The organism is Rhizobium leguminosarum bv. viciae USDA 2370 (assembly GCF_002008365.1).
Lineage (GTDB): Bacteria > Pseudomonadota > Alphaproteobacteria > Rhizobiales > Rhizobiaceae > Rhizobium > Rhizobium leguminosarum.
In genome coordinates this window covers 227,909-250,472 of record NZ_MRDL01000015.1, presented here as the reverse complement: position 1 = coordinate 250,472, position 22,564 = coordinate 227,909, and the positions used below count along the sequence as shown (strand labels likewise).

Genomic DNA, 22,564 nt, shown 5'->3' with positions numbered 1-22,564 from the left:
ACAGGGTTTGCGGCGCCCGGCAGAAGGGCGCCGCTGCACGGCCCGTCGCGGCCTATCTAACCATAGACCGCATTTGGCCCGGACCTTCCAAGGTTCGGGCTTTTTTCATTTCCCGGTTCGGAATGCACGTCCTAGCATGCATGGTTAACATCGCTTTAACCCGGCTCTGATTAGGTAGAGCGGACGCATTTTGGCACGGCGAAGCTTTAGCGATTCGCATGTCCTCAGGCATTGGACGGGTTAGACACATGGCAAGAAGCACGTCGCCGGCAATGGATGGCCGTCCGGATCGGTTTTCCTTCTCGGCATTCATGCTGCGGCAGATCCAGGCGCTCATCGGCTTTGCAATCTTTCTGCTGCTGGCGTTCTGCGTCGCGGCACTGGCGACTTGGAATGTTGCGGATCCGAGCTATTCCTATGCCACCGCCAATCTGCCGACCAATATTCTCGGTTACAGCGGTGCCGCTTTTGCCGATATCGTCATGCAATTCCTCGGCCTTGCCAGTGTTGTTTCGATGCTGCCGATCGTTGCCTGGGCGCTGACGCTGATCTCGGGCCGCCGCTTCAGCCGTATTCCTGCCCGCATCGGCGCCTGGTTTGCCGGTTCGGTACTCTCTTCCGCCGTCATCGGCTGTTTTCCGCCGCCACTCACCTGGCCGATTCCGAACGGCATCGGCGGCGTCGTCGGCGACATGATCCTGCGTTTTCCGGCACTCTTTGTCGGCGCTTATCCGACAGGCACCTTCGCCATGATCGTCGGTTGCATCTTTGCCGCGCCGACCGCCTGGATGATGCTCTTTGCCTCCGGCCTCGTCGGTCGCAGCGACACCGACGAGGAGGTCGAGGAAGATTACGTCGATACGCGTAGCAAGGCTCGCGTCGTCGGAGACGAGGACGAGGACGAGGATGAGTCCCGCTGGGTCGCTTTCAGCGGGGCCGTGACGCATGCCTGGTACATGAGCCAGGGCCGGCTGCGCCGGCTCTTCGGCATGGGACCGCGCAAGCGCCGTCAGGGCGATTACGAATCACCTTATGATTTCAACGATGACGAGTTCGGCACGCTGAACGAACCCGTTCGCGCCAAGGCGCAGACCGTCCGCGGCGAGCGCATGGAGCCCTCGATGGAACCGTCGATGGGAGCAAGGGCGGCTTCGCCGCGGCGCATCGTTTCCGCGCCGTCGCTGTCGATCGATGACGACGACGACAATGACGACGACCTGCCCTTTGATAGCGACATGCCGCCGCGCCCGGCCGATATCCTGCCCGACGACGATGACGACGACTGGATGATCCGCGCGCCGGCAAAGGCGGCCGGCAAGCCGGAACCGCGCGTCGTCCCGGTGGTCGCACGTCCGAAGCCCAGCGCCCGCATCGAGCGGGAGGCGCAGGGCTCGTTCATCCGTCCCGAGGGTTTCCAGCTTCCGTCGATGCATCTGCTCGCCGAGCCGAAGAATGTCGTGCGCGACTCCACGCTTTCAGCCGATGCGCTGGAACAAAATGCCCGCATGCTCGAAGGCGTGCTGGAAGATTTCGGCGTCAAGGGCGAGATCATCCACGTCCGTCCAGGCCCCGTCGTCACGCTCTACGAACTGGAGCCGGCGCCCGGCATCAAGTCGTCGCGCGTCATCGGCCTTGCCGACGATATCGCCCGCTCGATGAGCGCCATTGCCGCCCGTGTTGCCGTCGTGCCCGGCCGCAACGCGATCGGCATCGAATTGCCGAACCAGACGCGCGAGACCGTCTATCTGCGTGAACTCATCGCCTCCAGGGATTTCGAAGGCAGCAAGGCGAAGCTCGCCATGGCGCTCGGCAAGACGATCGGCGGCGAAGCCGTCATCGCCGATCTCGCCAAGATGCCACACCTGCTGGTGGCCGGCACCACCGGCTCCGGCAAGTCTGTCGCCATCAATACGATGATCCTGTCGCTGCTCTACCGCATGACGCCGGAACAGTGCCGGCTGATCATGATCGACCCGAAGATGCTCGAACTCTCCGTCTATGACGGTATCCCGCATTTGCTTTCGCCTGTCGTCACCGATCCGAAAAAGGCCGTCGTCGCGCTCAAATGGACCGTTCGCGAGATGGAAGAGCGCTACAAGAAGATGTCGAAGATCGGCGTGCGCAACATCGATGGCTTCAACACCCGCGTCGAGCAGGCGCTGTCGAAGGGCGAGGCGATCTCGCGTACGGTGCAGACCGGCTTCGACCGCCATACCGGCGAGGCGATGTACGAGACCGAAGAATTCGATCTGCGGCCGATGCCCTATATCGTCGTGATCATCGACGAGATGGCCGACCTGATGATGGTCGCCGGCAAGGATATCGAAGGCGCCGTCCAGCGTCTGGCGCAGATGGCGCGCGCCGCCGGCATTCACGTGATCATGGCGACACAGCGTCCGTCGGTCGACGTCATCACCGGCACGATCAAGGCAAACTTCCCGACCCGCATCTCCTTCCAGGTGACGTCGAAGATCGACAGCCGCACCATTCTCGGCGAACAGGGCGCCGAACAGCTGCTCGGCATGGGCGACATGCTCTACATGGCGGGCGGCGGGCGTATCCAGCGCGTGCACGGCCCGTTCGTTTCGGATGTCGAGGTGGAAGAGATCGTCTCCTATCTGAAGACCCAGGGCTCGCCGCAATATCTCGACGCGATCACCGCCGATGACGACGAGGACGGCGATTATGGCGGCGGTGGCGGCGGTCCGGCCGGCACGTCCAATCTTTCCGAATCGGAAGATCCCTACGACCAGGCGGTCGCCATCGTGCTGCGCGACGGCAAGGCGTCGACCTCCTACGTCCAGCGCCGGCTCGGCATCGGCTACAACCGCGCCGCCTCGCTCGTCGAGCGCATGGAGAAGGAGGGCATCATCGGGCCGGCCAACCACGCCGGCAAGCGCGAGATTCTCGTTCCCACAGAAGGCGACATCCTCGACCGCTGACAGAACAGGCATATATTTCCGATGCAGCCGCTTTTGCGGAAACCTGATAGCATCGAAGCCGTTACCTCTCGCAGGCCGATCGCAACGCCTTGAAGACGCCGCCTTTCGGCAGCATGCAGATGGCATAAAGGAGATTTAGATGAGTCACTCCGATACCTTCCTCTCCGGCCTGACGGTAACGCGCCGCGACCTTCTCGGCGCCTTCGCCGTAGCTGCGATGGCGAGCGCCATTCCCCTCGGCGCTTACGCGCAGGCGGCAGCTCCCGCCTCCGGCACGGCGCAGGCGATCGCCGATCATTTCTCCGGCGTCACGACGATGCAGGGTGAATTCGTGCAGTTCGGCCCGCGCGGCGAACAGACCGGCGGCAAGTTCTTCATCCAGCGTCCCGGCAAGCTGCGTTTCAACTATGACGATCCGTCGCCGATGCGGGTGATCGCTGACGGCAAGAATGTCGCGATCGGCAATACGAAGCTCAAAACCTGGGATCTCTATCCGCTCTCCAAGACCCCGCTCAGCCTGCTCCTGGCGCAGCATATCGACCTTTCGGCCGGCATGGTGAAGGGCGTGAAGGAAGAGTCTGATCTGACGACGATCGCGCTCGGCAACAATACGGTGTTCGGAAACTCGACCATCACCATGATGTTCGATCCGAAGACCTACGACCTGCGTCAGTGGACGATCACCGACAATCAGGGCAAGGACACCTCGGTGATGATCTTCAACGTCAAAACCGGCGTGCAGTTCGACGATCGCGTCTTCCGCGTGCCCTATGAAACCATTCCGGGCACGCCTCAGTCGCGCGATTGAAACCTTTTCGGTTGATCGCCGGCCGCTTTCACACGCGGCCGGTTCCCTCGCGTCCGCCTTTGTTTTAAAGCCCTTTCATGAAAGCGCGTCGCGTCGAGCCACTGCAGCTCGGCCGGCACGCTGGCATTGGACGCAAGAGGGTATGGGGCATGGGCTTTTCGATCACCACCTGGAACATCAACTCGGTGCGGCTGCGCATGCCGATTGTCGAGCAGCTCGTTCTCAAGCACAGGCCCGATATCCTCTGCCTGCAGGAAACCAAGGTGACGAACGACCTGTTTCCGGCGGCACCGCTGCGGGCGATGGGCTACAATCACATCATCATCCATGGCCAGAAGGGCTATCACGGCGTGGCGATCGCCTCGCGCATTCCGCTGACCGAGGATCACCGGCAGGATTATTGCGGCGTCGGCGACGCCCGCCACATCTCGGCGATCTTCGAGCACGGCAATCGTCGCGTCCGGCTGCATAATTTCTACGTCCCGGCCGGCGGCGACGAGCCGGATCGCACGATCAATCCGAAATTCGGCCACAAGCTCGATTTCATCGAGGAGATGAAGCTGCTGAAAGCCAACGGCGAGGCCAACACCTCGGCCATCCTCGTCGGCGACCTCAACATCGCGCCGCTGGAGCATGATGTTTGGTCGCACAAGCAGCTTCTGAAGATCGTCAGCCATACGCCTGTCGAAACCGAAGGGCTGCTCGAGGTGATGAAACGCGGCGACTGGCTCGATCTGATGCGTCAGCATGTTCCTGAAAACGAGAAGCTCTACACCTGGTGGAGCTACCGCGCCAAGGACTGGGAGGCCGCCGATCGCGGCCGCCGTCTCGACCATATCTGGTCGTCATCGGATCTCGGGCCGCATCTGAAGCGGATCGAGATCCTGAAGGAGGCGCGCGGCTGGGATCGTCCTTCCGACCACGTGCCGGTGACGGCGCATTTCGATTTGTAGCGCATCCTCTCGGAGGCGCGGCCTCTATCAAGATCAGCTGAAGCGGTAGAACTGGCTTGCGGCCTTTGCCGCAAGCTCCGCGAGATTGTCGCGGATCCGGTTCTCGATCAGCCGGGCTGCGTCCGGATATTCTTCGATCAGCCGGTGGAAGAGGGCGCGGGTGATGCGGATGATGCTGGTGTCCTCGCGCGCTACCGCGGTGAACTTGCGCTCCACCAGCGTCACCAGCGCCAGCTCGGAAACCAGGGTTCCGGGACCGGCGATCCCCTCTGTCCTCTGCATGCCGTCGCTGCTCGTCGCGCTCAGCTCCAGGCTGCCGCTGAGGATGACATAGGCGCTCTCGGCGGGTGAGCCCTGGCGAAACAGCATCTGGCCGGCAGCGATCATGCGCCGGTCGGCGCCGAAGGCAATCAACCGCAGTTGATCCTCGTTCATGTCCTTGAACAGAGGAAGCTGCGCGAGCATGTGGATGTCGTCGGTCAGCGCCATGCGGGCTTTTCGCCTTAGAGCAATTCCAGCAAAAGTGCCTAGCGGTTTTGCCAGGCAAAGCGTGAAACGCTTTTGCCGGGAATTGCGTGAAAACAAAGAGATAAAGCATTTCCGTGATTCGGAGAAAAACGGAAATGCTCTAGGGTATGATCTTATAGCCGCCGTTTTCCGTAACGAGGATTTCGGCATTGGACGGATCGCGCTCGATCTTCTGGCGCAGGCGGTAGACGTGGGTTTCCAGCGTATGCGTCGTCACGCCGGAATTATAGCCCCAGACCTCTTCGAGCAGCACGTCGCGGGTGACGACCTTCTGTTCGGCGCGGTAGAGATAGCGGATGATCGCCGCTTCCTTTTCCGTCAGCCGGATCTTCTGGCCGTTATCGGTGGTCAGAAGCTTCTGGCTCGGCTTGAAGAGATAGGGGCCGACGGTGAAGGTCGCGTCCTCGCTCTGCTCATGCTGGCGCAGCTGCACGCGGATGCGCGCGAGCAGAACGGCGAAGCGGAAAGGTTTGGTGACATAGTCGTTGGCGCCGGCTTCGAGACCGAGGATCGTGTCCGAATCGGTATCGTGGCCGGTCAGCATGATGATCGGCGCCTTGAAGCCGCCCTTGCGCAGCAGCTTCACCGCCTCGCGGCCGTCCATATCGGGCAGGCCGACATCCATGATCAGCAGGTCGACCGGCGTCGAGCGGGCGGTCGCTACACCTTTGCCGGCGTTGGCTTCCTGCAGAACCGTGAATTCCTCGTACAGCGACAATTGCTCCGTCAGCGTCTGTCGAAGGTCATCGTCGTCATCCACCAGAAGAATGGTGCGTGCGGTCATGCCGTTTGCGTCCTCATGTTAAGTCCCCTAGTCCTACGCCAAATTCCTGGTTTGGCAAGGATCGGGCAACGGGCTGTTGCCGGGCCAGTTTCGATATGATTTCAATCGAAGCCCCAGACAAGGCACGACATGCGAGAAAAATGGAAAAAGCAAGGCAGAGGCCGAGTATGACGGCGTCGACGATCGTGGTGCGTCCTGCGCCGGGGCGCAAGAGCCGGGCGATCGTCCGGCTCGGCGCCATCACCGTGCCCGCTGCGATCGGCCGCTCCGGCCGCACGGTGATGAAACGCGAGGGTGACGGCGCGACGCCAATCGCCTCGATGAGGCTGATATCAGGCTTCCGGCGCGGCGACCGGAACGGCCGGCTCGTCACCCCGCTTTCCATCCGCCGCATCCGTCCTGACATGCTCTGGTGCGATCAGTCTGGCAATGCCAGCTACAACCGCCTCGTCAGGGCGCCGTTCCGGGCAAGTCATGAGGAGATGCGGCGCAGCGACGGGCTCTACGATATCTGCCTGGTAATGGACTGGAACATTTCCTCGCGTGCGCGCAATCGCGGCTCGGCGATCTTCTTCCATCTCATCCGGCCAGGCTACGAGCCGACGGCAGGCTGCGTGGCGGTAAGCCTGCGTGACATGCGCCGCCTGCTGCCCCACCTTCGAAAGGGAACGATTGTCCGCGTCGTCTGATTGTCTTCCGGATGCGGTCGCCTATATGCTTCCGGTGACCGAACGCTCCGGCTGAAATGCGTTCAGGGACGTCCGTAAGCGCGGGCGCAATTCATGCCTCGTCCAATTCTTCAAACTCCCGGAGATATATTGTGACCGCTCAACCTATCATCACTTTCCATGACGGACATTCCATTCCACAAGTCGGCCTCGGCGTCTGGCAGACGCCGCAGGATATTGCCGCTCCCACCGTGCGCATTGCGATCGCCGCCGGCTATCGTCACATCGATACGGCTTCCGGTTACGACAACGAAGAGGGCGTCGGCGAAGGCATCCGTTCTTCCGGCCTCGACCGCAAGGACATCTTCGTCACCACCAAGCTCAGGAATACCGATCAGGGCTATGACAATACGCTGCGCGCCTTCGACGGCAGCCTGAAGAAGCTCGGTTCCGAATATGTCGACCTCTATCTCATTCACTGGCCGTCGCCGCATCGCGGCCTTTATACCGAGACCTGGAAGGCTTTCGTGCGCATCCGGGAAGAGGGTCGCGCCCGCTCGATCGGCGTGTCGAATTTCTATCCTGAACATCTCGAGCGTATCATCGGCGAAACCGGCGTCGTTCCCGTCATCAACCAGATCGAGCTGCATCCCGATTTCCAGCAGAAGGCGGCGCAGGAGGCTCATCAGAAGCTTGGTATCGCCACCGAATCCTGGAGCCCGCTCGGCCAGGGCAAGTTCATCTCGAACGCTGATATAGGCGAGATCGCCAAAAAGCATCAGAAGACGCCGGCTCAGGTGATCATTCGCTGGCACATCGATACCGGTCTTGTCGTCATCCCGAAATCGGTGACGCCGTCGCGCATCGAGGAGAACTTCCAGGTGTTCGACTTCAAGCTCGATGCCGACGACATGGCCGCGATCGCCAAGCTCGACAGCGCCAGCGCCCGCATGGGACCGGATCCGATGACGGCCGCCTTCTGAGCACTATCGAGGGCATCAGCGGTCGCCCCGGAGGAGAGATCACCCGGGCGGCCGCACTTGACGGAGGCATGCAGCCTTCAGTCAATAATTGCAATTGGACGATCCGTTGGTCGGCGCGAAGCCGTAACTGCAGCTATTGCCCAGGCTCTGCGGTCTTCCAATTGAGCCGGTATAATCGTCGAAGGCGCGTGAGGGATACCAATAACCATTGGCGCTCTTGATATAGCCGGGCCGGCCACTGCTGTAGCCGCGATATCCGTTAAGTGAAGGTATCTTCTTCTGCGCGACCTGCAGCGGTTGGTCCGAGGCGACCGTGACTGTCGGTATGGCTGGATGCATCGGCGCGGCGCCGACGGCGTCGATCGATGCCAGCGGTGCAAACATGATCAGGCTGGCTCGCAGTAAACTCACTACTAATTTCTGCCTCATGGCGCTTCCCCGATGGCGCGGTGTTCGCCGAAGCCTGAACGGTATCTGTCGCGTGTCGCGCCTGATTATCGATGAGGCCACAGGAATTTATCGATGTCGATTGCCCGAAAGGATGAAATTGGGAAGGCGGGCCATGCACAAACGGGCTCGCCCGCCACGCGCTTTAGCACAGCAATTCAGAGGGCTGCAGAGCTCTTGCGCGTGGGAGAAGGCGCGGAGCTGTGCGGATCGCAACATGTGGGTGTCGAAGCGACAGACGCCATAAAATGCAAAGCCGCCCGATGCGTATCGGGCGGCTTTCAATCTCATCCGTTGGCCGGATCAGATCAGTTCCACTCGCGGATATCGACGAAGTGCCCGGCGATCGCGGCTGCGGCTGCCATTGCCGGCGAGACGAGGTGCGTGCGGCCCTTGAAGCCCTGACGACCTTCGAAGTTGCGGTTCGAGGTCGAAGCGCAGCGTTCGCCCGGCTTCAGGCGGTCGTCGTTCATGGCAAGACACATGGAGCAGCCCGGCTCGCGCCAGTCGAAACCGGCGGCCTTGAAGATCTTGTCGAGGCCCTCGGCTTCCGCCTGTTCCTTGACGAGGCCGGAGCCCGGCACGATCATCGCGTCGACGGTTGGGGCAACCGTCTTGCCTTCGACGACCTTGGCGACTTCCCGCAGATCCTCGATGCGGCCGTTGGTGCAGGAGCCGATGAAGACGCGGTCGAGCGTGATGTCGGTCATCTTCGTGCCCGGCTTCAGGCCCATATAATCGAGCGCGCGCCACTTAGAGGTGCGCTTGGTTTCGTCCTGGATGTCGTCGGGGTTCGGAACGATGCCCTGGACGGAGATGACATCCTCGGGCGAAGAGCCCCAGGAAACGATCGGCGGCAGGCTGGCGGCATCGAGTACGACGACGCGATCGTAATGAGCGCCCTCGTCGGTCTGCAGCGTCTTCCAGTAGGCGATTGCCTGTTCCAGCGCCTCGCCCTTCGGCGCGCGCGGCTTGCCCTTGATATATTCGAAGGTCTTTTCGTCAGGGGCGATCAGGCCGGCGCGGGCGCCGCCTTCGATCGTCATGTTGCAGATGGTCATGCGGCCTTCCATCGACAGCGCGCGGATCGCTTCGCCGGCAAATTCGATGACGTGGCCGGTGCCGCCGGCCGTGCCGATCTCGCCGATGATGGCAAGGATGATGTCCTTGGCGGTGACGTGCGGCGGAAGCACGCCGTCGACCCGCACGAGCATGTTCTTTGCCTTCTTCTGGATCAGCGTCTGGGTCGCCAGCACATGCTCGACCTCTGAGGTGCCGATGCCGTGCGCCAGGGCGCCGAAGGCGCCATGCGTCGAGGTATGGCTGTCGCCGCAGACGATGGTCATGCCGGGCAGGGTGAAGCCCTGTTCCGGGCCGACAATGTGAACGATACCCTGGCGCTTGTCGCTTGCCGAATAATATTCGACGCCGAATTCGGCGGCATTGGTGGCCAGCGCTTCCACCTGGATGCGGCTTTCCTCGTTCTTGATGCCGAGATGGCGGTCGGGCGAGGTCGGGACGTTATGGTCGACGACGGCGAGCGTCTTTTCCGGCGCGCGAACCTTGCGGCCGGTCATGCGCAGGCCTTCGAAAGCCTGCGGCGAGGTGACTTCGTGGACCAGATGGCGGTCGATGTAGAGAAGACAGGTGCCGTCTGCCTGTTCATCGACCAGATGATCGTCCCAGATCTTGTCGTAGAGGGTACGCGGTGCGCTCATGGCGTTAAGTCCGTTTTTCTAAAGCTTTTGGAAAATCGAGAAATGGCAGATCAGGCTCCGCCGGCCGTCATTCGATCAACGAAGTCGGCTGTTGAGCGCACCGGACACGCATGCAAAAAACCGCGCCGGCAGGCGATAATGGTCCTGCAGCACGAAAATATGCGCACCAATGCATCTGAACTTGGATTCCATGGCCCTGCATATAGCGATTTTTCGCGGCGGCTTCAATTTGAATCATCAGGCGGCCTTCTGAGACCCCTCGGTGATGCGGCATTGGCGCCGTCACCGCGACTTCATCCATTTCTCCGTCCGCCGCAGCGCCAGCGACAGACCGATCGTCAGGATCAGATAGATATAGGTGACGATCGAATAGGTTTCGAAGAAGCGGAAGGAGCCGGCGGCATAGACCTTGCCCATCTGGGTGATGTCGGCGACGCCGAGGACGGAGACGAGCGAGCTGTCCTTCACCATCGAGACGAAATCGTTGGAGAGGGGTGGGAAGATCACCCGGATCGCCTGCGGGAAGACGACCGAGCGGAAGCGCCGGTAGCGCGAGAGGCCGAGGGCCTTTGCCGCCTCGATCTGGCCGAGGTCGACCGACTGGAAACCGGCCCGGAAGATTTCGGCGATGAAGGAGGAATAGCCGACCGTCAGGGCGATGATCGCTCGCCACATCAGCGAGAGGTCGCGCACCAGAATGGGCTCGGTCACACCTGATGTCACCAGCGGCGAAATCAGGAAATTATAGGCTGCGACCAGGGCCGGCGCGCCGACGAAGGCGACGTAGAACAACAGTACGAGAATCGGGATGCCGCGGATGATCTCGATGTAGAATCGTGCAATCTGACGCAATACCTGGCTGTCGGCCATGCCGAGCAGGCAGATGCCGAGGCCGAGCACGGTGGCGAGCACGAAGGCGACCAGCGTGACGAAGACGGTGATGCCGACACCGTTGACGACGGTGCGGAAGACCTGGGCATAGATATCGTTGGTGACGATGACGGCGGCAAGGACGAGGCCGATCGCGACAAGCGCGACCAGCCACCAGGGATAGTCATCCTTGACGTATCTGTCGGGAGATGGTCGCAAGGCCATCAGTTGCAGCTCGGCGTCATTCGCCCATCTTGTAGTCGAGGAACCACTTCTTGTTCAGCGCATCCAGCGTACCGTCGGCCTTGAGTGCGGTGATGGCGGCATTGACCGGGGCGACAAGATCGGACCCTTTCGGGAAGATGAAGCCGAAATCCTCGGTGCCGAGCGGTTCGCCGATCAGCTTCAGGGCGCCGTTCGAGGCATCGACATAGCCCTTGCCGGCTGTGCCGTCGGTCAGCACAACGTCGACGTCGCCAGCCTTCAGGGCCTGGACGGTGGCGCCGAAGGTTTCGAAGAGTTTGATGCGCGGGTTCTGCTCGTTGCCATCAAGCACTTCGTAGACCGCGGTGTAGAAGGGCGTGGTGCCGGGCTGCGCGCCCACCAGACCGTCCTTGAATTCGCCGAAGGACTTGGCGTCAGTGAAGCGCTTCTCGTCGCCGCGCACCAGCATGAACTGCTGCGAGCGCATGTAGGGGTCGGAGAAATCCACCTTCTGTTTGCGGTCTTCCTTGATGGTGATGCCGGTCATGCCGATGTTGTACTGGCCGTCGGAAACCGCCTGGATCATCGCGTCCCAGCTGGTGTTCTGGTATTCGACCTTGACGTTCAGCCGCTTGGCGATCTCGTTCATCGCATCATATTCCCAGCCGATCGCCTTGCCGGATTTCGGATCGACGAACTGCAGCGGCGGATAGGCATTCTCGGTGACGACGACGACGCTCTTACCGCCGAGATCAGGCAGTTCGGCGGCCGATGCGGCCAGGGGCAGAAGAGCAAGGGCGGCGAAGCTCGCAAGAACGGTACGGCGAAACAACATTGAACGGTTCCCCTAAATTGAACGGCAAAAACTGTCACGGAAGATGGGCCTGAGGCAAGGCCGCCGGCTGCGTGCCGAAACAAAAAATAGAAAAGGCGACCCGAAGGCCGCCTTTCCAAGCAAAGAATTTTGCGTAGCGCAGATCTTATTCAGCTGCCGGTTCCGCTGCGGCGGCAGCAGCAGCTGCTTCAGCAGCGGCCTTGGCTTCCGCAGCTTCGGCTGCTGCCTTCTCGGCGGCGAGCGCCTGAGCTGCTGCGACCTTTTCAGCTTCGATGCGTGCCTTTTCCTCGGCAATAGCGGCGCGCTCGGCGTCGTTGAGCTTGCGGGCGCGGACGCCGGTGTCTTCAACGATACGGGCAGACTTGCCGCGACGATCTCTGAGGTAATAGAGCTTGGCGCGACGGACCTTACCGCGGCGAACGACGTCGACGCTTTCGATCATCGGCGAGTAGACCGGGAATACGCGCTCGACGCCTTCGCCGTAGGAGATCTTGCGGACCGTGAAGTTTTCCTGCAGGCCGCCGCCGGAGCGGGCGATGCAGACGCCTTCATAGGCCTGAACGCGGGTACGGCTGCCTTCCGTGACCTTCACGTTGACACGGACGGTGTCGCCCGGGGAAAATTCGGGAAGCGTGCGCTTGGCTTCGATCTTGGCGGCCTGTTCGGCCTCAAGCTGCTGAATGATGTTCATCGTCTTAACCTTTGGTTCTTCTGAAACAGCCAGAGCGCTCAACACTGATCCTTCGGAACTGGCCTCAGGACTTTGCCCATCAAGGGCGGGAGCGGATTCGCCATTCTTTGTTTGCTGGCAGACGGGGATAAACCCCATTTCCGCGTGCGCCAATACACGAAAGGCCAGGGCTTGTCATCCCTTGGGCGGCATTTTTGTGAAAAGGGCTGCGAAATCAGCCGTTTTTCTCACTTTACAGCGCCGCGCGTCTTTTTCTGACACGCAAAGGACGCTGTACCGTTTTGAATCTACACGTCGTGCCTTCGGAAAATCGATCCGATTTTTGAGCCGATAGGCTAGCCCTCTTCGAGCAGATCCGGCCGCCGCTCCCGGGTCAGCCGGACCGCTTCCTGATGCCGCCATTTCTCGATGGCGCCGTGGTTGCCCGAGGTGAGGATTGCGGGGATTTCCCGGCCTTCCCATTCCTGCGGCCGGGTATAATGCGGATGTTCCAGCAGTCCGCCTTCGAAGCTTTCGTGCAGGCCGGAAAGATCGTTGCCCATGACACCAGGCAGGATGCGGACGATCGCATCGAGCACGATCAGCGCCGCCGGCTCGCCGCCTGATAGTACGTAGTCGCCGATCGAGACCTCTTCCAGTCCGCGTGCCTCGATCACGCGCTGGTCGACGCCCTCGAAGCGGCCGCAGACGATGATGACGCCGTCGCCGGCCGCGAGCTCGCGCACACGCTGCTGCGTCAGCGGCCGGCCGCGCGGGCTCATCAGAAGCCGTGGGCGGGGATCGTTTTCTGAGGCGCTATCGATCGCGCGGGCGAGAACGTCTGGTTTCAGCACCATGCCGGCGCCGCCGCCTGCCGGGGTGTCGTCGACGGTGCGGTGTTTGTCGGTGGCAAAATCGCGGATCTGCACCGCCTCCAGCGACCATTGCCCCCGCTCCATCGCCTTGCCGGCGAGCGAGAAGCCCAGATGCCCCGGAAACATTTCCGGATAAAGTGTCAGCACGCTCGCCCGGAAAACCATGGCGTCACTTCTTCTTTTTCGGCTTGTCCGGGGTGAATTTCGAAAGCTCTTCCGGATCGTCGACCAGACCCGCCGCCAGCGGATCGATCAGCAGCGTGCCGGCCTCAAGGTCGATCTCCAGCACCGAGGCTTCGGAGAAGGGGATCAGCACCGGGCGTTTGCCCGGACCTTTGAGTTCCAGCAGGTCGCCGGCGCCGAAATCGAAAACGCCGGTGACCGTGCCATAACTGACACCCTTGTCGTCCCGCGCCTCGAGCCCTTCGAGATCGGCATAGTAGAACTCGTCGTCCTCCAGCTCCTCGTCCGGCAGGTTGTCCCGCTCGATATAGAGTTCAAGTCCGTTCAGAGCCTCGGCGGCATTGCGGTCGTTGACGCCGCGGAAACGAACGACGACGACATTCTTCATCTCGCGGATCTCGAGGACTTCGAAGCTGCGGCCGTCCATGCTGTGGAGATGGCCGTAGTCGCCAAGCGCGCTGGGATCGGCCGTATAGGCCTTGGCGCGCACCTCGCCCCGGAGGCCTTGCGCGCCACCGATCGTCGCCATCAGAACGGGGTTTTCAAGCTTTGTCATGGGTTCCTTCATGTGAAGCCGAAAGACAGGTTTCTCATAAACGAAGTGCGGGCGATTGGAAACGAAAACGGGCGGCATGTCGCCATGCCGCCCGCTCGAAGGGAATGTCCCGATTATTCCGCGGCGTCGGCAGCAGCAGCGGCGGCGTCAGCGACCTTCTGAGCCTTTTCGGCGGCGCGTTCCTGGGCGCGCTTGCCAGGCTTTGCCTTGACCGGGTTGTTCTTGACTTCGCGCTTGGCAACGCCGGCCTCATCGAGGAAGCGCAGAACGCGGTCGGTGGGCTGAGCGCCGTTTTCGATCCAGTGCTTGATGCGCTCGGCGTTCAGCTGAACGCGCTTCTCATCGTCCTTGGCAAGCATCGGGTTCCAGGAACCGAGGTTTTCGAGGAAGCGGCCGTCACGCGGGCTGCGCGCATCGGCGAGAACGACGTGGTAGTACGGGCGCTTCTTGGAGCCACCGCGGGCGAGACGAATTTTCAGTGCCATGTTCTTTACTCCTTGGGCTTTTCTTGACCGCTTTCTTGAGCGGTACGGTTATCGGGCCGCGGCGCTTTGTTCAGCGTGATCCGCAGCGATCTGCTCATGATGCCGGATGACTTCCTTGATGACGAAGTTCAAAAACTTCTCAGCGAAATCCGGATCCAGATTGGCGGCTTTCGCCAATTGGCGAAGGCGTTCGATCTGGTATTCCTCGCGCGCCGGGTCGGCCGGCGGCAGATTGTATTTGGCCTTCAGCACGCCGACCTCTTTGGTGCAGCGGAAGCGTTCGGCCAGCATGTGCACGAGAGCGGCATCGATATTGTCGATCGACTGACGATAGCTCGCGAGCTGGGCTTTGACGTTTGGATCATTCATGGGGCAAGCGATCCTTTCACTTCTTCTTCGGCAATCCGGGCAATCCCGGGAAACCACCGCCAAGGCCCGGCAGCTTGGCGCCGCCGAGGCCCGACAAACCACCCGGCAGACCGCCGAGACCGGGCATACCCCCACCCGGCTTTCCAAGCCCCGCCGCTTCGGCCTGCTTCTGCAGGGCCTCGAGCTGTCGGGGATCGATATTCGAGAGATCGGGCATGCCGCCACCCATACCGCCCATGCCGCCGAGCCCCATCTTGCCGGCAAGGCCGCCCATCATCTGCTTCATCATGCCGCCTTTGCCCTTGCCGCCCATCATCTTCATCATGTCCGCCATCTGGCGGTGCATCTTCAGAAGCTTGTTGATGGCGGCGGCATCGGTACCGGAGCCGGCGGCGATGCGCTTCTTGCGCGAATGCTTGAGCAGGTCGGGATTGGCGCGCTCGGCCCTGGTCATCGACTGGATGATGGCGATCTGGCGGCCGAAAAGTCTGTCGTCGAGGCCGGCTGCGGCCATCTTGTCCTTCATGCCCGCCATGCCGGGCATCATGCCCATGATGCCGCCCATGCCGCCCATCTTCTGCATCTGGCGCAGCTGGTCGGCGAGGTCGTCGAGGTCGAACTTGCCCTTGGCCATCTTGGCGGCCATGGCGGCCGCCTTCTCGGCGTCGATGTTTTCAGCCGCGCGCTCGACGAGCGAAACGATGTCGCCCATGCCGAGGATGCGGTCGGCGATGCGGCGGGGATGGAACTCCTCCAGCTCGCTCATCTTCTCGCCGACGCCGATCAGCTTGATCGGCTTGCCGGTGACGGCGCGCATCGAAAGGGCGGCACCGCCGCGGCCATCGCCATCCATGCGGGTCAGCACCAGACCGGTGATGCCGACGCGTTCGTCGAAACTGCGGGCGAGGTTGACGGCGTCCTGACCGGTGAGGCTGTCGGCGACCAGCAGGATTTCATGCGGGTTCGAGCGCTTCTTGATGTCGGCCATCTCGACCATCAAGGGCTCGTCGATATGCGTGCGGCCGGCGGTATCGAGGATGACGACGTCATGGCCGCCGAGCTTTGCCGCCTGCACGGCGCGGGTGGCGATATCCGTCGGCGACTGGCCTGATATGATGGGCAGCGTGTCGATATTGGCCTGCGCGCCGAGCTGGCGAAGCTGCTCCTGGGCTGCCGGACGGCGCGTGTCGAGCGATGCCATCAGCACCTTCTTCTTCTCGCGCGTCGACAGGCGATGGGCGATCTTCGCCGTCGTCGTCGTCTTGCCGGAGCCCTGCAGACCAACCATCATGACGACGACCGGGGCGGCCGCATGCAGGTCGATGCCGACGCCTTCGCCACCCAGCATCTCGATCAGTTCGTCATGCACGATCTTGACGACCATCTGGCCGGGCTTGATCGACTTCAGGATCTCGGCGCCGACGGCCTTTTCACGCACGCGGTCGGTGAAGGAACGCACGACGTCGAGCGCGACGTCGGCCTCCAGCAACGCACGGCGAACCTCGCGCAGCGCTGCGGAAACATCGGCTTCCGAAAGCGCGCCACGGCCTGTCAGTCCATTCAGAATGGATCCAAGACGGTCCTGGAGGTTTTCAAACATCGGCTCTTCCTTGATACGTTTCGGGTGGGTTTTTACATGCCCGGAAACGTCGTGCTTTTCCTTGACGAAAACAAGACGCAAAGCCAAAAAGCACCCGAGGGCGCATCGCGCTGTCGGGTGTTGACCTCCGGGATCTCAGGTCCCGGTCGGCGGCTCGGAGTCGTGTGGCTCGTCGCGGATTGGGCGCGATAAACAGGAAAGTCGGGCGAAAGTCAAGGTGAATGCGGGCAAATGACCGCATGGCGACTTTTCAAAGCCGCGTGACATGGGCGCGGCCGGAATGTGCCGCTGGACACGCACGAAAGTACGTGTTCAAGCCGACCTCTGTATTGGCTTCCGCACTCCGCCTGATTTTTCCGATTTTTGCTGGCAAAAATTCCGATTGGCGACCCGAATTCGCTGGAGGGGCCAGTTGCAAATTATTCTGCTTATGATTCTACTTTCTACTTAAGTGCGTCCTGTAAAATGATTCGTGAATATCCTTGATGCCGAATGAATCGGCGGAGATATCGAATGATAAATCTTGATATTGAGAGTTGGGCGCTGGCGCGGGCCCATCATATTGTTCTGAACGAAGGCTTGAATCTTGCGAAGGCGGCACAGGATCTGGATCGCAAACGGTCCCGCTCGCTGGTCTACGAGCTGAGAAAGGTCATCACCGCAGCCATTGTGGAAGCCCATGCTGCGTCCTTCGATCCCGACGGTGCGCAGCGGTAAAAGCCGAACTGCTGCCTCGAAGGGGTCAGCAGGCCGCTACGCCTGTCCGGCACTCACCCACTGGTAATTCCTTCGCATTTCCGCCATATACACCGGAAAGACAGACGGAATGATCCCATGAGCGCAACGGTCGAATTCGCGAGGATGAACGGGCTTGGCAACAAGATCCTGGTCGTCGACATGCGCGGCCGGCCGGACAAGGTGACGCCTGCGGCGGCGGTCGCGCTCAATGCCGATCCGCAGACTGAGTTCGATCAGATCATGGCGATCCATGATCCGAAGGCCGAAGGCACCGATGCCTTCATCGATATCCTGAATTCCGATGGCTCGAAGGCGCAGGCCTGCGGCAACGGCACGCGCTGCGTCGTGCAGGCGCTTGCCGCCGAGACCGGCAGGAAGGTCTTTACCTTCCAGACGGTCGCCGGCATCCTCAACGCCGTCGAGCACGAGGACGGGACGATTTCGGTCGATATGGGCCGGCCGGTGTTCGATTGGGACAGGATCCCGCTGGCGGAAGAATTCCACGACACCAGCCGCATCGAACTGCAGATCGGTCCGATCGACAAGCCGGTGCTGCATTCGCCGTCGGCGATGTCGATGGGCAATCCGCATGCGATCTTCTGGGTGGACAGGGACGTGATGTCCTATGATCTCGCCCGCTTCGGACCGCTGCTGGAAAACCATCCGATGTTTCCCGAGCGCGCCAATATCACGCTGGCGCAAGTGACGTCGCCGACATCAGTTACGACGCGCACCTGGGAGCGCGGCGCTGGACTGACGCTCGCCTGCGGCTCGGCTGCCTGTTCTGCTGCCGTCAGTGCTGCGCGCACCGGCCGTACCGGCCGCAAGGTGACGATCAATGTGGCCAGCGCCAAGCCGCCGGCCACGCTTTCCATCGAATGGCGCGAGCGCGACGATCATGTGATCATGACCGGCCCGGCCGAATGGGAATGGTCGGGCAGGCTCGATCCTGCGACCGGTCTCTGGTCGCGCGAGGCTGACCGAGAGGCGGAGGCGCAGTGAGCGGCATCGAGGTCATTACCTTCGGCTGCCGCCTCAACACATATGAATCCGAAGTGATGAAGGCGCAGGCTGAAAAGGCCGGGCTCAACAATGCCGTCCTGGTCAATACCTGTGCCGTAACCGGCGAAGCGGTGCGCCAGGCCCGCCAGGCGATCCGCCGGGCACGGCGTGACAATCCGCATGCCCGCATCATCGTCACCGGCTGTGCCGCGCAGACGGAAAAGCAGACCTTCGCCGCGATGGCGGAGGTCGATGCCGTGCTCGGCAACGAGGAGAAGCTGACGAGCGCCTCCTATCGCGGCCTGCCGGACTTCGGCGTTTCGGCCGAAGAGAAACTTCGCGTCAACGACATCATGAGTGTCAAGGCGACGGCGCCGCAGATGGTCAGGCACATTGATGGCCATGTGCGCGCCTTCATCCAGGTGCAGAACGGCTGCGACCATCGCTGCACCTTCTGCATCATTCCCTATGGCCGCGGCAATTCCCGCTCCGTGCCGATGGGAGCTGTCGTCGACCAGGCCCGCAATCTCGTCGATGGCGGTTACCGCGAGATCGTGCTGACCGGCGTCGATGCCACCAGCTATGGCGGCGATCTGCCGGGCGCCCCGACGCTCGGGCTTTTGGCGAAGACCCTTCTGAAGCAGATCCCCGATATCCGCCGCCTGCGGCTTTCCTCGATCGACAGCATCGAGGCCGATGCCCACCTGATGGATCTCATCGCCGACGAGCTACGCTTCATGCCGCATCTGCATCTCTCGCTGCAGCATGGCGACGACATGATCCTGAAGCGCATGAAGCGCCGGCATTTGCGCGCCGATGCGCTGCGTTTCATCGAGGATGCGCGTCGCCTTCGCCCGGAGATGAGCTTCGGCGCCGATATGATCGCCGGCTTTCCCACGGAAACCGAAGAGATGTTCGAGAATGCCGTGCGGCTGGCCGAAGAGGCTGCTATCGCCCATCTGCATGTCTTCCCCTACAGTCCGCGTCCCGGCACGCCGGCAGCGCGCATGCCGCAGCTCGACCGGTCGCTGGTCAAGGATCGCGCCGCAAGGCTGCGCGCCACTGGACATAGGCTGCATCAATCCCATCTCGATGGGATGATCGGAACCCGGCAATGGCTGCTTGTTGAAAACAACGGCCTGGCGCATACGGAGAACTTCACGCTGGTCGCCGCACCCGGCCTTCGTCCCGGCGAACTTGTGCCGGTCACGATCACCGGCCACAATGGCAAGCATCTCGACATGCAATTGACGGCCGCAGCCGCGGCCTGACTTTCACGGAATCCCCATGGCGCTCAGTTTCATCAAAAAGGTCTTCACCTTCGGCAAGCCGGCTGAAGAACCTGTGCCTGCGGCCGTGGAAAAGGAGTTGGAGCCGCGTTCGCGCGTCGAAGATCTGCCGGTTGCTGACGATCCAGTGCTGGCCGAGGAAATGGATACTGCCGGCGGGCCTGCTTCAGATATTGACGAGGGCGGGGTCGAGGCGCCGGTTGCTGAAGATGATGTCGAATCCGCAATCCTGCCCGCCGCCGACCAATTGAGCGACATGGGTGTCGTGCCGCTTTCATTGCTGGAAGCCGAGGCAGCAGCGGAGGCGGAGACTGAAATCCAGGCGGTCGCCGAAACCGTTGCGGAAATACCCCCTTCTGTCCCTCTGGGACATCTCCCCCACGAGGCGGGAGATCATGTGGAGACCGGAGCGCTAGAACAGCCGGCTGACCTCGAAGAGATCGTCGAAAGGCTTCCGGAAGAGATTCCAACTGAACCGGAAGAGATTCCGACTGAGGATGATGCAGGACTGGATTCGCCCTCCCAGCCAATCTCCCCACCTCTGGGGGAGATGCCCGGCAGGGCAGAGGGGGGTAGCCCCCCGGCAGAACCGGAGATTGGCTCTCCCATCCTCCCCAAAGGCTTCGCCACCGGCCCGAAGGTCGTCGAGCCGGAGCCGGTTGCCCTGCAACCGAGGCTCAGCTGGTTCCAGCGCCTGCGCAACGGCCTTGCACGCACCTCTTCGCAGCTGACCAGCCAGATCACCGCGCTCTTCACCAAGCGCAAGCTCGATGACGAGACGCTGCAGGATCTCGAAGATCTGCTGATCCAGGCCGATCTCGGCGTCGAGACCGCCATGCGCGTCACCGACACGCTTGCTTCCGAACGCTACGGCAAGGATGTCACCGGCGAGGATGTGAGCCGGATCATGGCGTCCGAAATCGCCAAGGTCCTGAAGCCGGTCGCCAAGCCGCTGCAGCTCGACCTCTCGCACAAGCCGCATGTTATCCTCGTCGTCGGCGTCAACGGCACCGGCAAGACGACAACGATCGGCAAGCTTGCGGCGAAGCTTTCCGGCGCCGGGCTGAAGGTGATGCTGGCCGCCGGCGATACTTTCCGTGCGGCTGCGATCGAGCAGCTGAAAATCTGGGCCGACCGGACCAAATCCGAATTCATCGGCACCAAGCTCGGCGCCGATGCCGCCGGCCTTGCCTATGATGCCTTCGAACAGGCGAAGGCGAAAAAATGCGACGTGCTGATCGTCGATACCGCCGGCCGCCTGCAGAACAAGGCCGAGCTGATGGCCGAACTCGAGAAGATCGTGCGCGTGCTCGGCAAACTCGATCCCGATGCGCCGCACACCGTGCTGCAGACGCTCGATGCCACGACCGGGCAGAATGCGCTCAGCCAGGTCGAGATCTTCCGCAACGTCGCCGGCGTCAACGGGTTGATCATGACCAAGCTCGACGGCACGGCGCGCGGCGGTATTCTTGTTGCCATCTCCGCCAAGCACAAGCTGCCGGTCTATTTCATCGGCGTCGGCGAGGGCGTCGAGGATCTGGAACCGTTCGAGGCTGAGGACTTTGCCCATGCCATTGCCGGACTTGGGCAATGATGCCACAGATATGCCGCCGAAAGCCTGCAAGGCACGGCCGGAAACAGGTTTCCAGGAAAACAGGTTTGAAGAACGCATGAGCACCGAAAGCGATATCACCCCGACCGCAGCCGACCGGCATCACCCGCTGCTGAAACTGGCGCTGGAACTTGGGCCGCTGATGATCTTCTTCTTCGCCAATCTGCGTGGCCAGTGGCTGGTGGAGACGTTTCCTGCTCTTTCCGAATTGGGCGGGCCGCTGTTCGTCGCGACCGGACTCTTCATGGCGGCGACGATCATCTCGCTGATCGTGTCGAAGATCGTGCTCGGCCATCTGCCGATCATGCCCTTTGTGTCCGGCATCGTCGTCCTCATTTTCGGCTCGCTGTCGATCTGGCTGCAGAACGAGACCTTCATCAAGATGAAGCCGACCATCGTCAATGCACTGTTCGGGGTGACGCTTCTCGGCGGGCTGGCCTTCGGCAGGTCGCTGCTCGGCTATGTCTTCAATGCGGCCTTTCAGCTCGATGCCGAGGGCTGGCGCAAGCTCACCATCCGCTGGGGCATCTTCTTTCTCTTCCTCGCGGTGCTGAACGAAGTCGTCTGGCGCAATTTTTCCGACGGTACCTGGGTCGCCTTCAAGGTCTGGGGCACGATGCCCATCACCATCATCTTCACGCTGGCGCAGATGCCGCTGGTGTTGAAGCATAGCATCAATCTGGAAACGGACGGCGAGAAGTGAGCGCTGCAGAGGCCGAATACCGGGTAAGACACCAAACCTTTTGGTTCGCCGCCTGCCTTGCGGTTCTGATCATTCAGATTGCCGCCGAATATATGATGGGCCGCGTGCCGATCTGCGCCTGCGGTTATGTCAAGCTGTGGGAGGGCGGGGTCAATACCAGCGGCAATTCGCAGCATCTTTCGGATTGGTATACGCCGTCGCACATCATCCACGGCTTCCTGTTCTACGGGCTCGCTCATCTTATCCTGCGCGGCAAGCCGTTGGCGGCAAGGCTGCTGCTGGCGCTCGTCATCGAATCCGGCTGGGAGCTGCTCGAGAATTCACCTCTCATCATCGACCGCTACCGCACGGCGACGATCGCGCTCGATTATTACGGCGACAGCATCCTGAATTCGGCGATGGACACCGTCTTCATGTGCATCGGCTTCTTCTTCGCGCGGCGCGCGCCGGTGGCACTGACGGTGGCGATCGCCATCTTCTTCGAGATTTTCACCGGCTATATGATCCGCGACAACCTGACGCTCAACGTTGTCATGCTGATCTGGCCGGTGGAGGCGATCAAGGTCTGGCAGAGCGGGCTTTAGCGCTTCTTTGTCCCGATAAACCCTCCCCGACCCCTCTCACAAGGGGAGGGGCTTAGATGCCGCTCCGACGCTTTTCATTTCATCGTTTCATCCGCAGAGAGGCTGATATTTGCTCGATGCGGGCCACGAGTTAGTCCATCCCCCTTGTGGGGAGGGGT

Annotated in this window: 24 protein-coding genes; 11 read left to right on the top strand and 13 right to left on the bottom strand. The window is 61.6% G+C overall.

What is annotated here, in order from left to right:
- The first annotated feature begins 248 nt into the window (after positions 1-248).
- The 3 genes from BS629_RS07345 (at position 249) to BS629_RS07335 (ending at position 4,703) form a co-directional block, all read left to right on the top strand.
- On the top strand, positions 249-2,942 hold the full coding sequence (locus BS629_RS07345) for an FtsK/SpoIIIE family DNA translocase (RefSeq protein ID WP_018243994.1): 2,694 nt from the start codon (positions 249-251) through the stop codon (positions 2,940-2,942).
- Positions 2,943-3,081: 139 nt separating this feature from the next.
- Positions 3,082-3,750, top strand: a complete 669-nt coding sequence (locus BS629_RS07340) for an outer membrane lipoprotein carrier protein LolA (protein ID WP_018243993.1) — start codon at positions 3,082-3,084, stop codon at positions 3,748-3,750.
- Between the two features lie 149 nt (positions 3,751-3,899).
- Positions 3,900-4,703, top strand: a complete 804-nt coding sequence (locus BS629_RS07335) for an exodeoxyribonuclease III (RefSeq protein WP_018243992.1) — start codon at positions 3,900-3,902, stop codon at positions 4,701-4,703.
- Positions 4,704-4,736: 33 nt separating this feature from the next.
- Here the strand turns inward: BS629_RS07335 and BS629_RS07330 are convergent, their stop codons facing one another.
- Entirely contained in the window at positions 4,737-5,192 is a 456-nt protein-coding gene (locus BS629_RS07330) for a cyclic nucleotide-binding domain-containing protein (RefSeq protein WP_003543679.1), read from the bottom strand.
- A 139-nt stretch (positions 5,193-5,331) separates the two neighbouring features.
- A complete protein-coding gene (locus BS629_RS07325) occupies positions 5,332-6,015 on the bottom strand; it encodes a response regulator transcription factor (protein ID WP_018243991.1) in 684 nt (227 codons plus the stop codon).
- Positions 6,016-6,182: 167 nt separating this feature from the next.
- Here BS629_RS07325 and BS629_RS07320 point away from each other — a divergent pair, with 167 nt between their 5' ends.
- Both BS629_RS07320 and BS629_RS07315 read left to right on the top strand, forming a co-directional pair.
- Positions 6,183-6,704 (top strand): L,D-transpeptidase family protein, encoded by a 522-nt coding sequence (locus BS629_RS07320; RefSeq protein ID WP_018243990.1) that lies wholly within the window; start codon positions 6,183-6,185, stop codon positions 6,702-6,704.
- Between the two features lie 131 nt (positions 6,705-6,835).
- A complete protein-coding gene (locus BS629_RS07315) occupies positions 6,836-7,666 on the top strand; it encodes an aldo/keto reductase (protein WP_018243989.1) in 831 nt (276 codons plus the stop codon).
- Positions 7,667-7,747: 81 nt separating this feature from the next.
- On the opposite strand, the gene BS629_RS07310 is transcribed toward BS629_RS07315, so the two are convergent.
- The 11 genes from BS629_RS07310 to ffh form a co-directional block, all read right to left on the bottom strand.
- Complete coding sequence (locus BS629_RS07310) at positions 7,748-8,095, bottom strand: hypothetical protein (protein WP_018243988.1); 348 nt, start codon at positions 8,093-8,095, stop codon at positions 7,748-7,750.
- 326 nt (positions 8,096-8,421) lie between these two features.
- On the bottom strand, positions 8,422-9,831 hold the full coding sequence (gene leuC / locus BS629_RS07305; RefSeq protein ID WP_018243987.1) for a 3-isopropylmalate dehydratase large subunit: 1,410 nt from the start codon (positions 9,829-9,831) through the stop codon (positions 8,422-8,424).
- A gap of 67 nt (positions 9,832-9,898) precedes the next feature.
- Positions 9,899-10,132, bottom strand: coding sequence for a hypothetical protein (locus tag BS629_RS39135; protein ID WP_163925906.1), 234 nt, complete (start codon positions 10,130-10,132; stop codon positions 9,899-9,901).
- The gene (locus BS629_RS07300) at positions 10,114-10,926 is read right to left on the bottom strand and encodes an amino acid ABC transporter permease (protein ID WP_018243986.1); all 813 of its coding nucleotides are present in this window, start codon (positions 10,924-10,926) and stop codon (positions 10,114-10,116) included. The genes BS629_RS39135 and BS629_RS07300 overlap by 19 nt, the downstream gene beginning before the upstream one ends.
- A 16-nt stretch (positions 10,927-10,942) precedes the next feature.
- Positions 10,943-11,740 (bottom strand): transporter substrate-binding domain-containing protein, encoded by a 798-nt coding sequence (locus BS629_RS07295; RefSeq protein WP_018243985.1) that lies wholly within the window; start codon positions 11,738-11,740, stop codon positions 10,943-10,945.
- A 145-nt stretch (positions 11,741-11,885) separates the two neighbouring features.
- Entirely contained in the window at positions 11,886-12,431 is a 546-nt protein-coding gene (gene rplS, locus BS629_RS07290; RefSeq protein WP_018243984.1) for a 50S ribosomal protein L19, read from the bottom strand.
- Positions 12,432-12,766: 335 nt separating this feature from the next.
- Positions 12,767-13,450, bottom strand: a complete 684-nt coding sequence (trmD, locus tag BS629_RS07285) for a tRNA (guanosine(37)-N1)-methyltransferase TrmD (RefSeq protein ID WP_018243983.1) — start codon at positions 13,448-13,450, stop codon at positions 12,767-12,769.
- A gap of 4 nt (positions 13,451-13,454) precedes the next feature.
- Positions 13,455-14,024: a ribosome maturation factor RimM gene (gene rimM, locus BS629_RS07280; protein ID WP_026188551.1), complete on the bottom strand. Its 570-nt coding sequence runs from the start codon at positions 14,022-14,024 to the stop codon at positions 13,455-13,457.
- A 113-nt stretch (positions 14,025-14,137) separates the two neighbouring features.
- Positions 14,138-14,509, bottom strand: a complete 372-nt coding sequence (gene rpsP / locus BS629_RS07275) for a 30S ribosomal protein S16 (protein WP_018243981.1) — start codon at positions 14,507-14,509, stop codon at positions 14,138-14,140.
- Between the two features lie 48 nt (positions 14,510-14,557).
- Positions 14,558-14,878: a chorismate mutase gene (locus tag BS629_RS07270; protein ID WP_018243980.1), complete on the bottom strand. Its 321-nt coding sequence runs from the start codon at positions 14,876-14,878 to the stop codon at positions 14,558-14,560.
- A gap of 16 nt (positions 14,879-14,894) precedes the next feature.
- Positions 14,895-16,478, bottom strand: a complete 1,584-nt coding sequence (gene ffh, locus BS629_RS07265; protein ID WP_018243979.1) for a signal recognition particle protein — start codon at positions 16,476-16,478, stop codon at positions 14,895-14,897.
- A gap of 492 nt (positions 16,479-16,970) precedes the next feature.
- On the opposite strand from ffh, the gene BS629_RS07255 reads away from it, so the two are divergent.
- The 6 genes from BS629_RS07255 to BS629_RS07230 all read left to right on the top strand — a co-directional run bounded on the left by BS629_RS07255 (position 16,971) and on the right by BS629_RS07230 (position 22,406).
- Complete coding sequence (locus BS629_RS07255) at positions 16,971-17,195, top strand: hypothetical protein (RefSeq protein WP_018243978.1); 225 nt, start codon at positions 16,971-16,973, stop codon at positions 17,193-17,195.
- Positions 17,196-17,312: 117 nt separating this feature from the next.
- On the top strand, positions 17,313-18,218 hold the full coding sequence (gene dapF, locus BS629_RS07250; protein ID WP_018243977.1) for a diaminopimelate epimerase: 906 nt from the start codon (positions 17,313-17,315) through the stop codon (positions 18,216-18,218).
- A complete protein-coding gene (gene mtaB / locus BS629_RS07245) occupies positions 18,215-19,489 on the top strand; it encodes a tRNA (N(6)-L-threonylcarbamoyladenosine(37)-C(2))-methylthiotransferase MtaB (protein ID WP_018243976.1) in 1,275 nt (424 codons plus the stop codon). Before dapF ends, mtaB begins: the two co-directional genes overlap by 4 nt.
- A 16-nt stretch (positions 19,490-19,505) precedes the next feature.
- Positions 19,506-21,101 (top strand): signal recognition particle-docking protein FtsY, encoded by a 1,596-nt coding sequence (gene ftsY / locus BS629_RS07240; protein WP_018243975.1) that lies wholly within the window; start codon positions 19,506-19,508, stop codon positions 21,099-21,101.
- A 76-nt stretch (positions 21,102-21,177) separates the two neighbouring features.
- Complete coding sequence (locus BS629_RS07235; protein ID WP_026188550.1) at positions 21,178-21,822, top strand: septation protein A; 645 nt, start codon at positions 21,178-21,180, stop codon at positions 21,820-21,822.
- On the top strand, positions 21,819-22,406 hold the full coding sequence (locus BS629_RS07230; protein ID WP_018243973.1) for a DUF2585 domain-containing protein: 588 nt from the start codon (positions 21,819-21,821) through the stop codon (positions 22,404-22,406). Before BS629_RS07235 ends, BS629_RS07230 begins: the two co-directional genes overlap by 4 nt.
- Positions 22,407-22,564: the final 158 nt, after the last annotated feature.

Excerpts from the sequence above, each read along its gene's own strand:
- BS629_RS07310 (WP_018243988.1), bottom strand. The coding sequence starts at position 8,095 with ATGAGGCAGAAATTAGTAGTGAGTTTACTGCGAGCCAGCCTGATCATG.
- BS629_RS07335 (WP_018243992.1), top strand. The coding sequence starts at position 3,900 with ATGGGCTTTTCGATCACCACCTGGAACATCAACTCGGTGCGGCTGCGC.
- BS629_RS07345 (WP_018243994.1), top strand. The coding sequence starts at position 249 with ATGGCAAGAAGCACGTCGCCGGCAATGGATGGCCGTCCGGATCGGTTT.
- rplS (WP_018243984.1), bottom strand. The coding sequence starts at position 12,431 with ATGAACATCATTCAGCAGCTTGAGGCCGAACAGGCCGCCAAGATCGAA.
- rimM (WP_026188551.1), bottom strand. The coding sequence starts at position 14,024 with ATGACAAAGCTTGAAAACCCCGTTCTGATGGCGACGATCGGTGGCGCG.
- BS629_RS07320 (WP_018243990.1), top strand. The coding sequence starts at position 6,183 with ATGACGGCGTCGACGATCGTGGTGCGTCCTGCGCCGGGGCGCAAGAGC.
- leuC (WP_018243987.1), bottom strand. The coding sequence starts at position 9,831 with ATGAGCGCACCGCGTACCCTCTACGACAAGATCTGGGACGATCATCTG.
- rpsP (WP_018243981.1), bottom strand. The coding sequence starts at position 14,509 with ATGGCACTGAAAATTCGTCTCGCCCGCGGTGGCTCCAAGAAGCGCCCG.
- BS629_RS07330 (WP_003543679.1), bottom strand. The coding sequence starts at position 5,192 with ATGGCGCTGACCGACGACATCCACATGCTCGCGCAGCTTCCTCTGTTC.
- ffh (WP_018243979.1), bottom strand. The coding sequence starts at position 16,478 with ATGTTTGAAAACCTCCAGGACCGTCTTGGATCCATTCTGAATGGACTG.
- BS629_RS07255 (WP_018243978.1), top strand. The coding sequence starts at position 16,971 with ATGAATCGGCGGAGATATCGAATGATAAATCTTGATATTGAGAGTTGG.
- BS629_RS39135 (WP_163925906.1), bottom strand. The coding sequence starts at position 10,132 with ATGGATGAAGTCGCGGTGACGGCGCCAATGCCGCATCACCGAGGGGTC.
- BS629_RS07295 (WP_018243985.1), bottom strand. The coding sequence starts at position 11,740 with ATGTTGTTTCGCCGTACCGTTCTTGCGAGCTTCGCCGCCCTTGCTCTT.
- BS629_RS07340 (WP_018243993.1), top strand. The coding sequence starts at position 3,082 with ATGAGTCACTCCGATACCTTCCTCTCCGGCCTGACGGTAACGCGCCGC.
- dapF (WP_018243977.1), top strand. The coding sequence starts at position 17,313 with ATGAGCGCAACGGTCGAATTCGCGAGGATGAACGGGCTTGGCAACAAG.
- BS629_RS07235 (WP_026188550.1), top strand. The coding sequence starts at position 21,178 with ATGAGCACCGAAAGCGATATCACCCCGACCGCAGCCGACCGGCATCAC.
- trmD (WP_018243983.1), bottom strand. The coding sequence starts at position 13,450 with ATGGTTTTCCGGGCGAGCGTGCTGACACTTTATCCGGAAATGTTTCCG.
- BS629_RS07300 (WP_018243986.1), bottom strand. The coding sequence starts at position 10,926 with ATGGCCTTGCGACCATCTCCCGACAGATACGTCAAGGATGACTATCCC.
- BS629_RS07325 (WP_018243991.1), bottom strand. The coding sequence starts at position 6,015 with ATGACCGCACGCACCATTCTTCTGGTGGATGACGACGATGACCTTCGA.
- BS629_RS07270 (WP_018243980.1), bottom strand. The coding sequence starts at position 14,878 with ATGAATGATCCAAACGTCAAAGCCCAGCTCGCGAGCTATCGTCAGTCG.
- ftsY (WP_018243975.1), top strand. The coding sequence starts at position 19,506 with ATGGCGCTCAGTTTCATCAAAAAGGTCTTCACCTTCGGCAAGCCGGCT.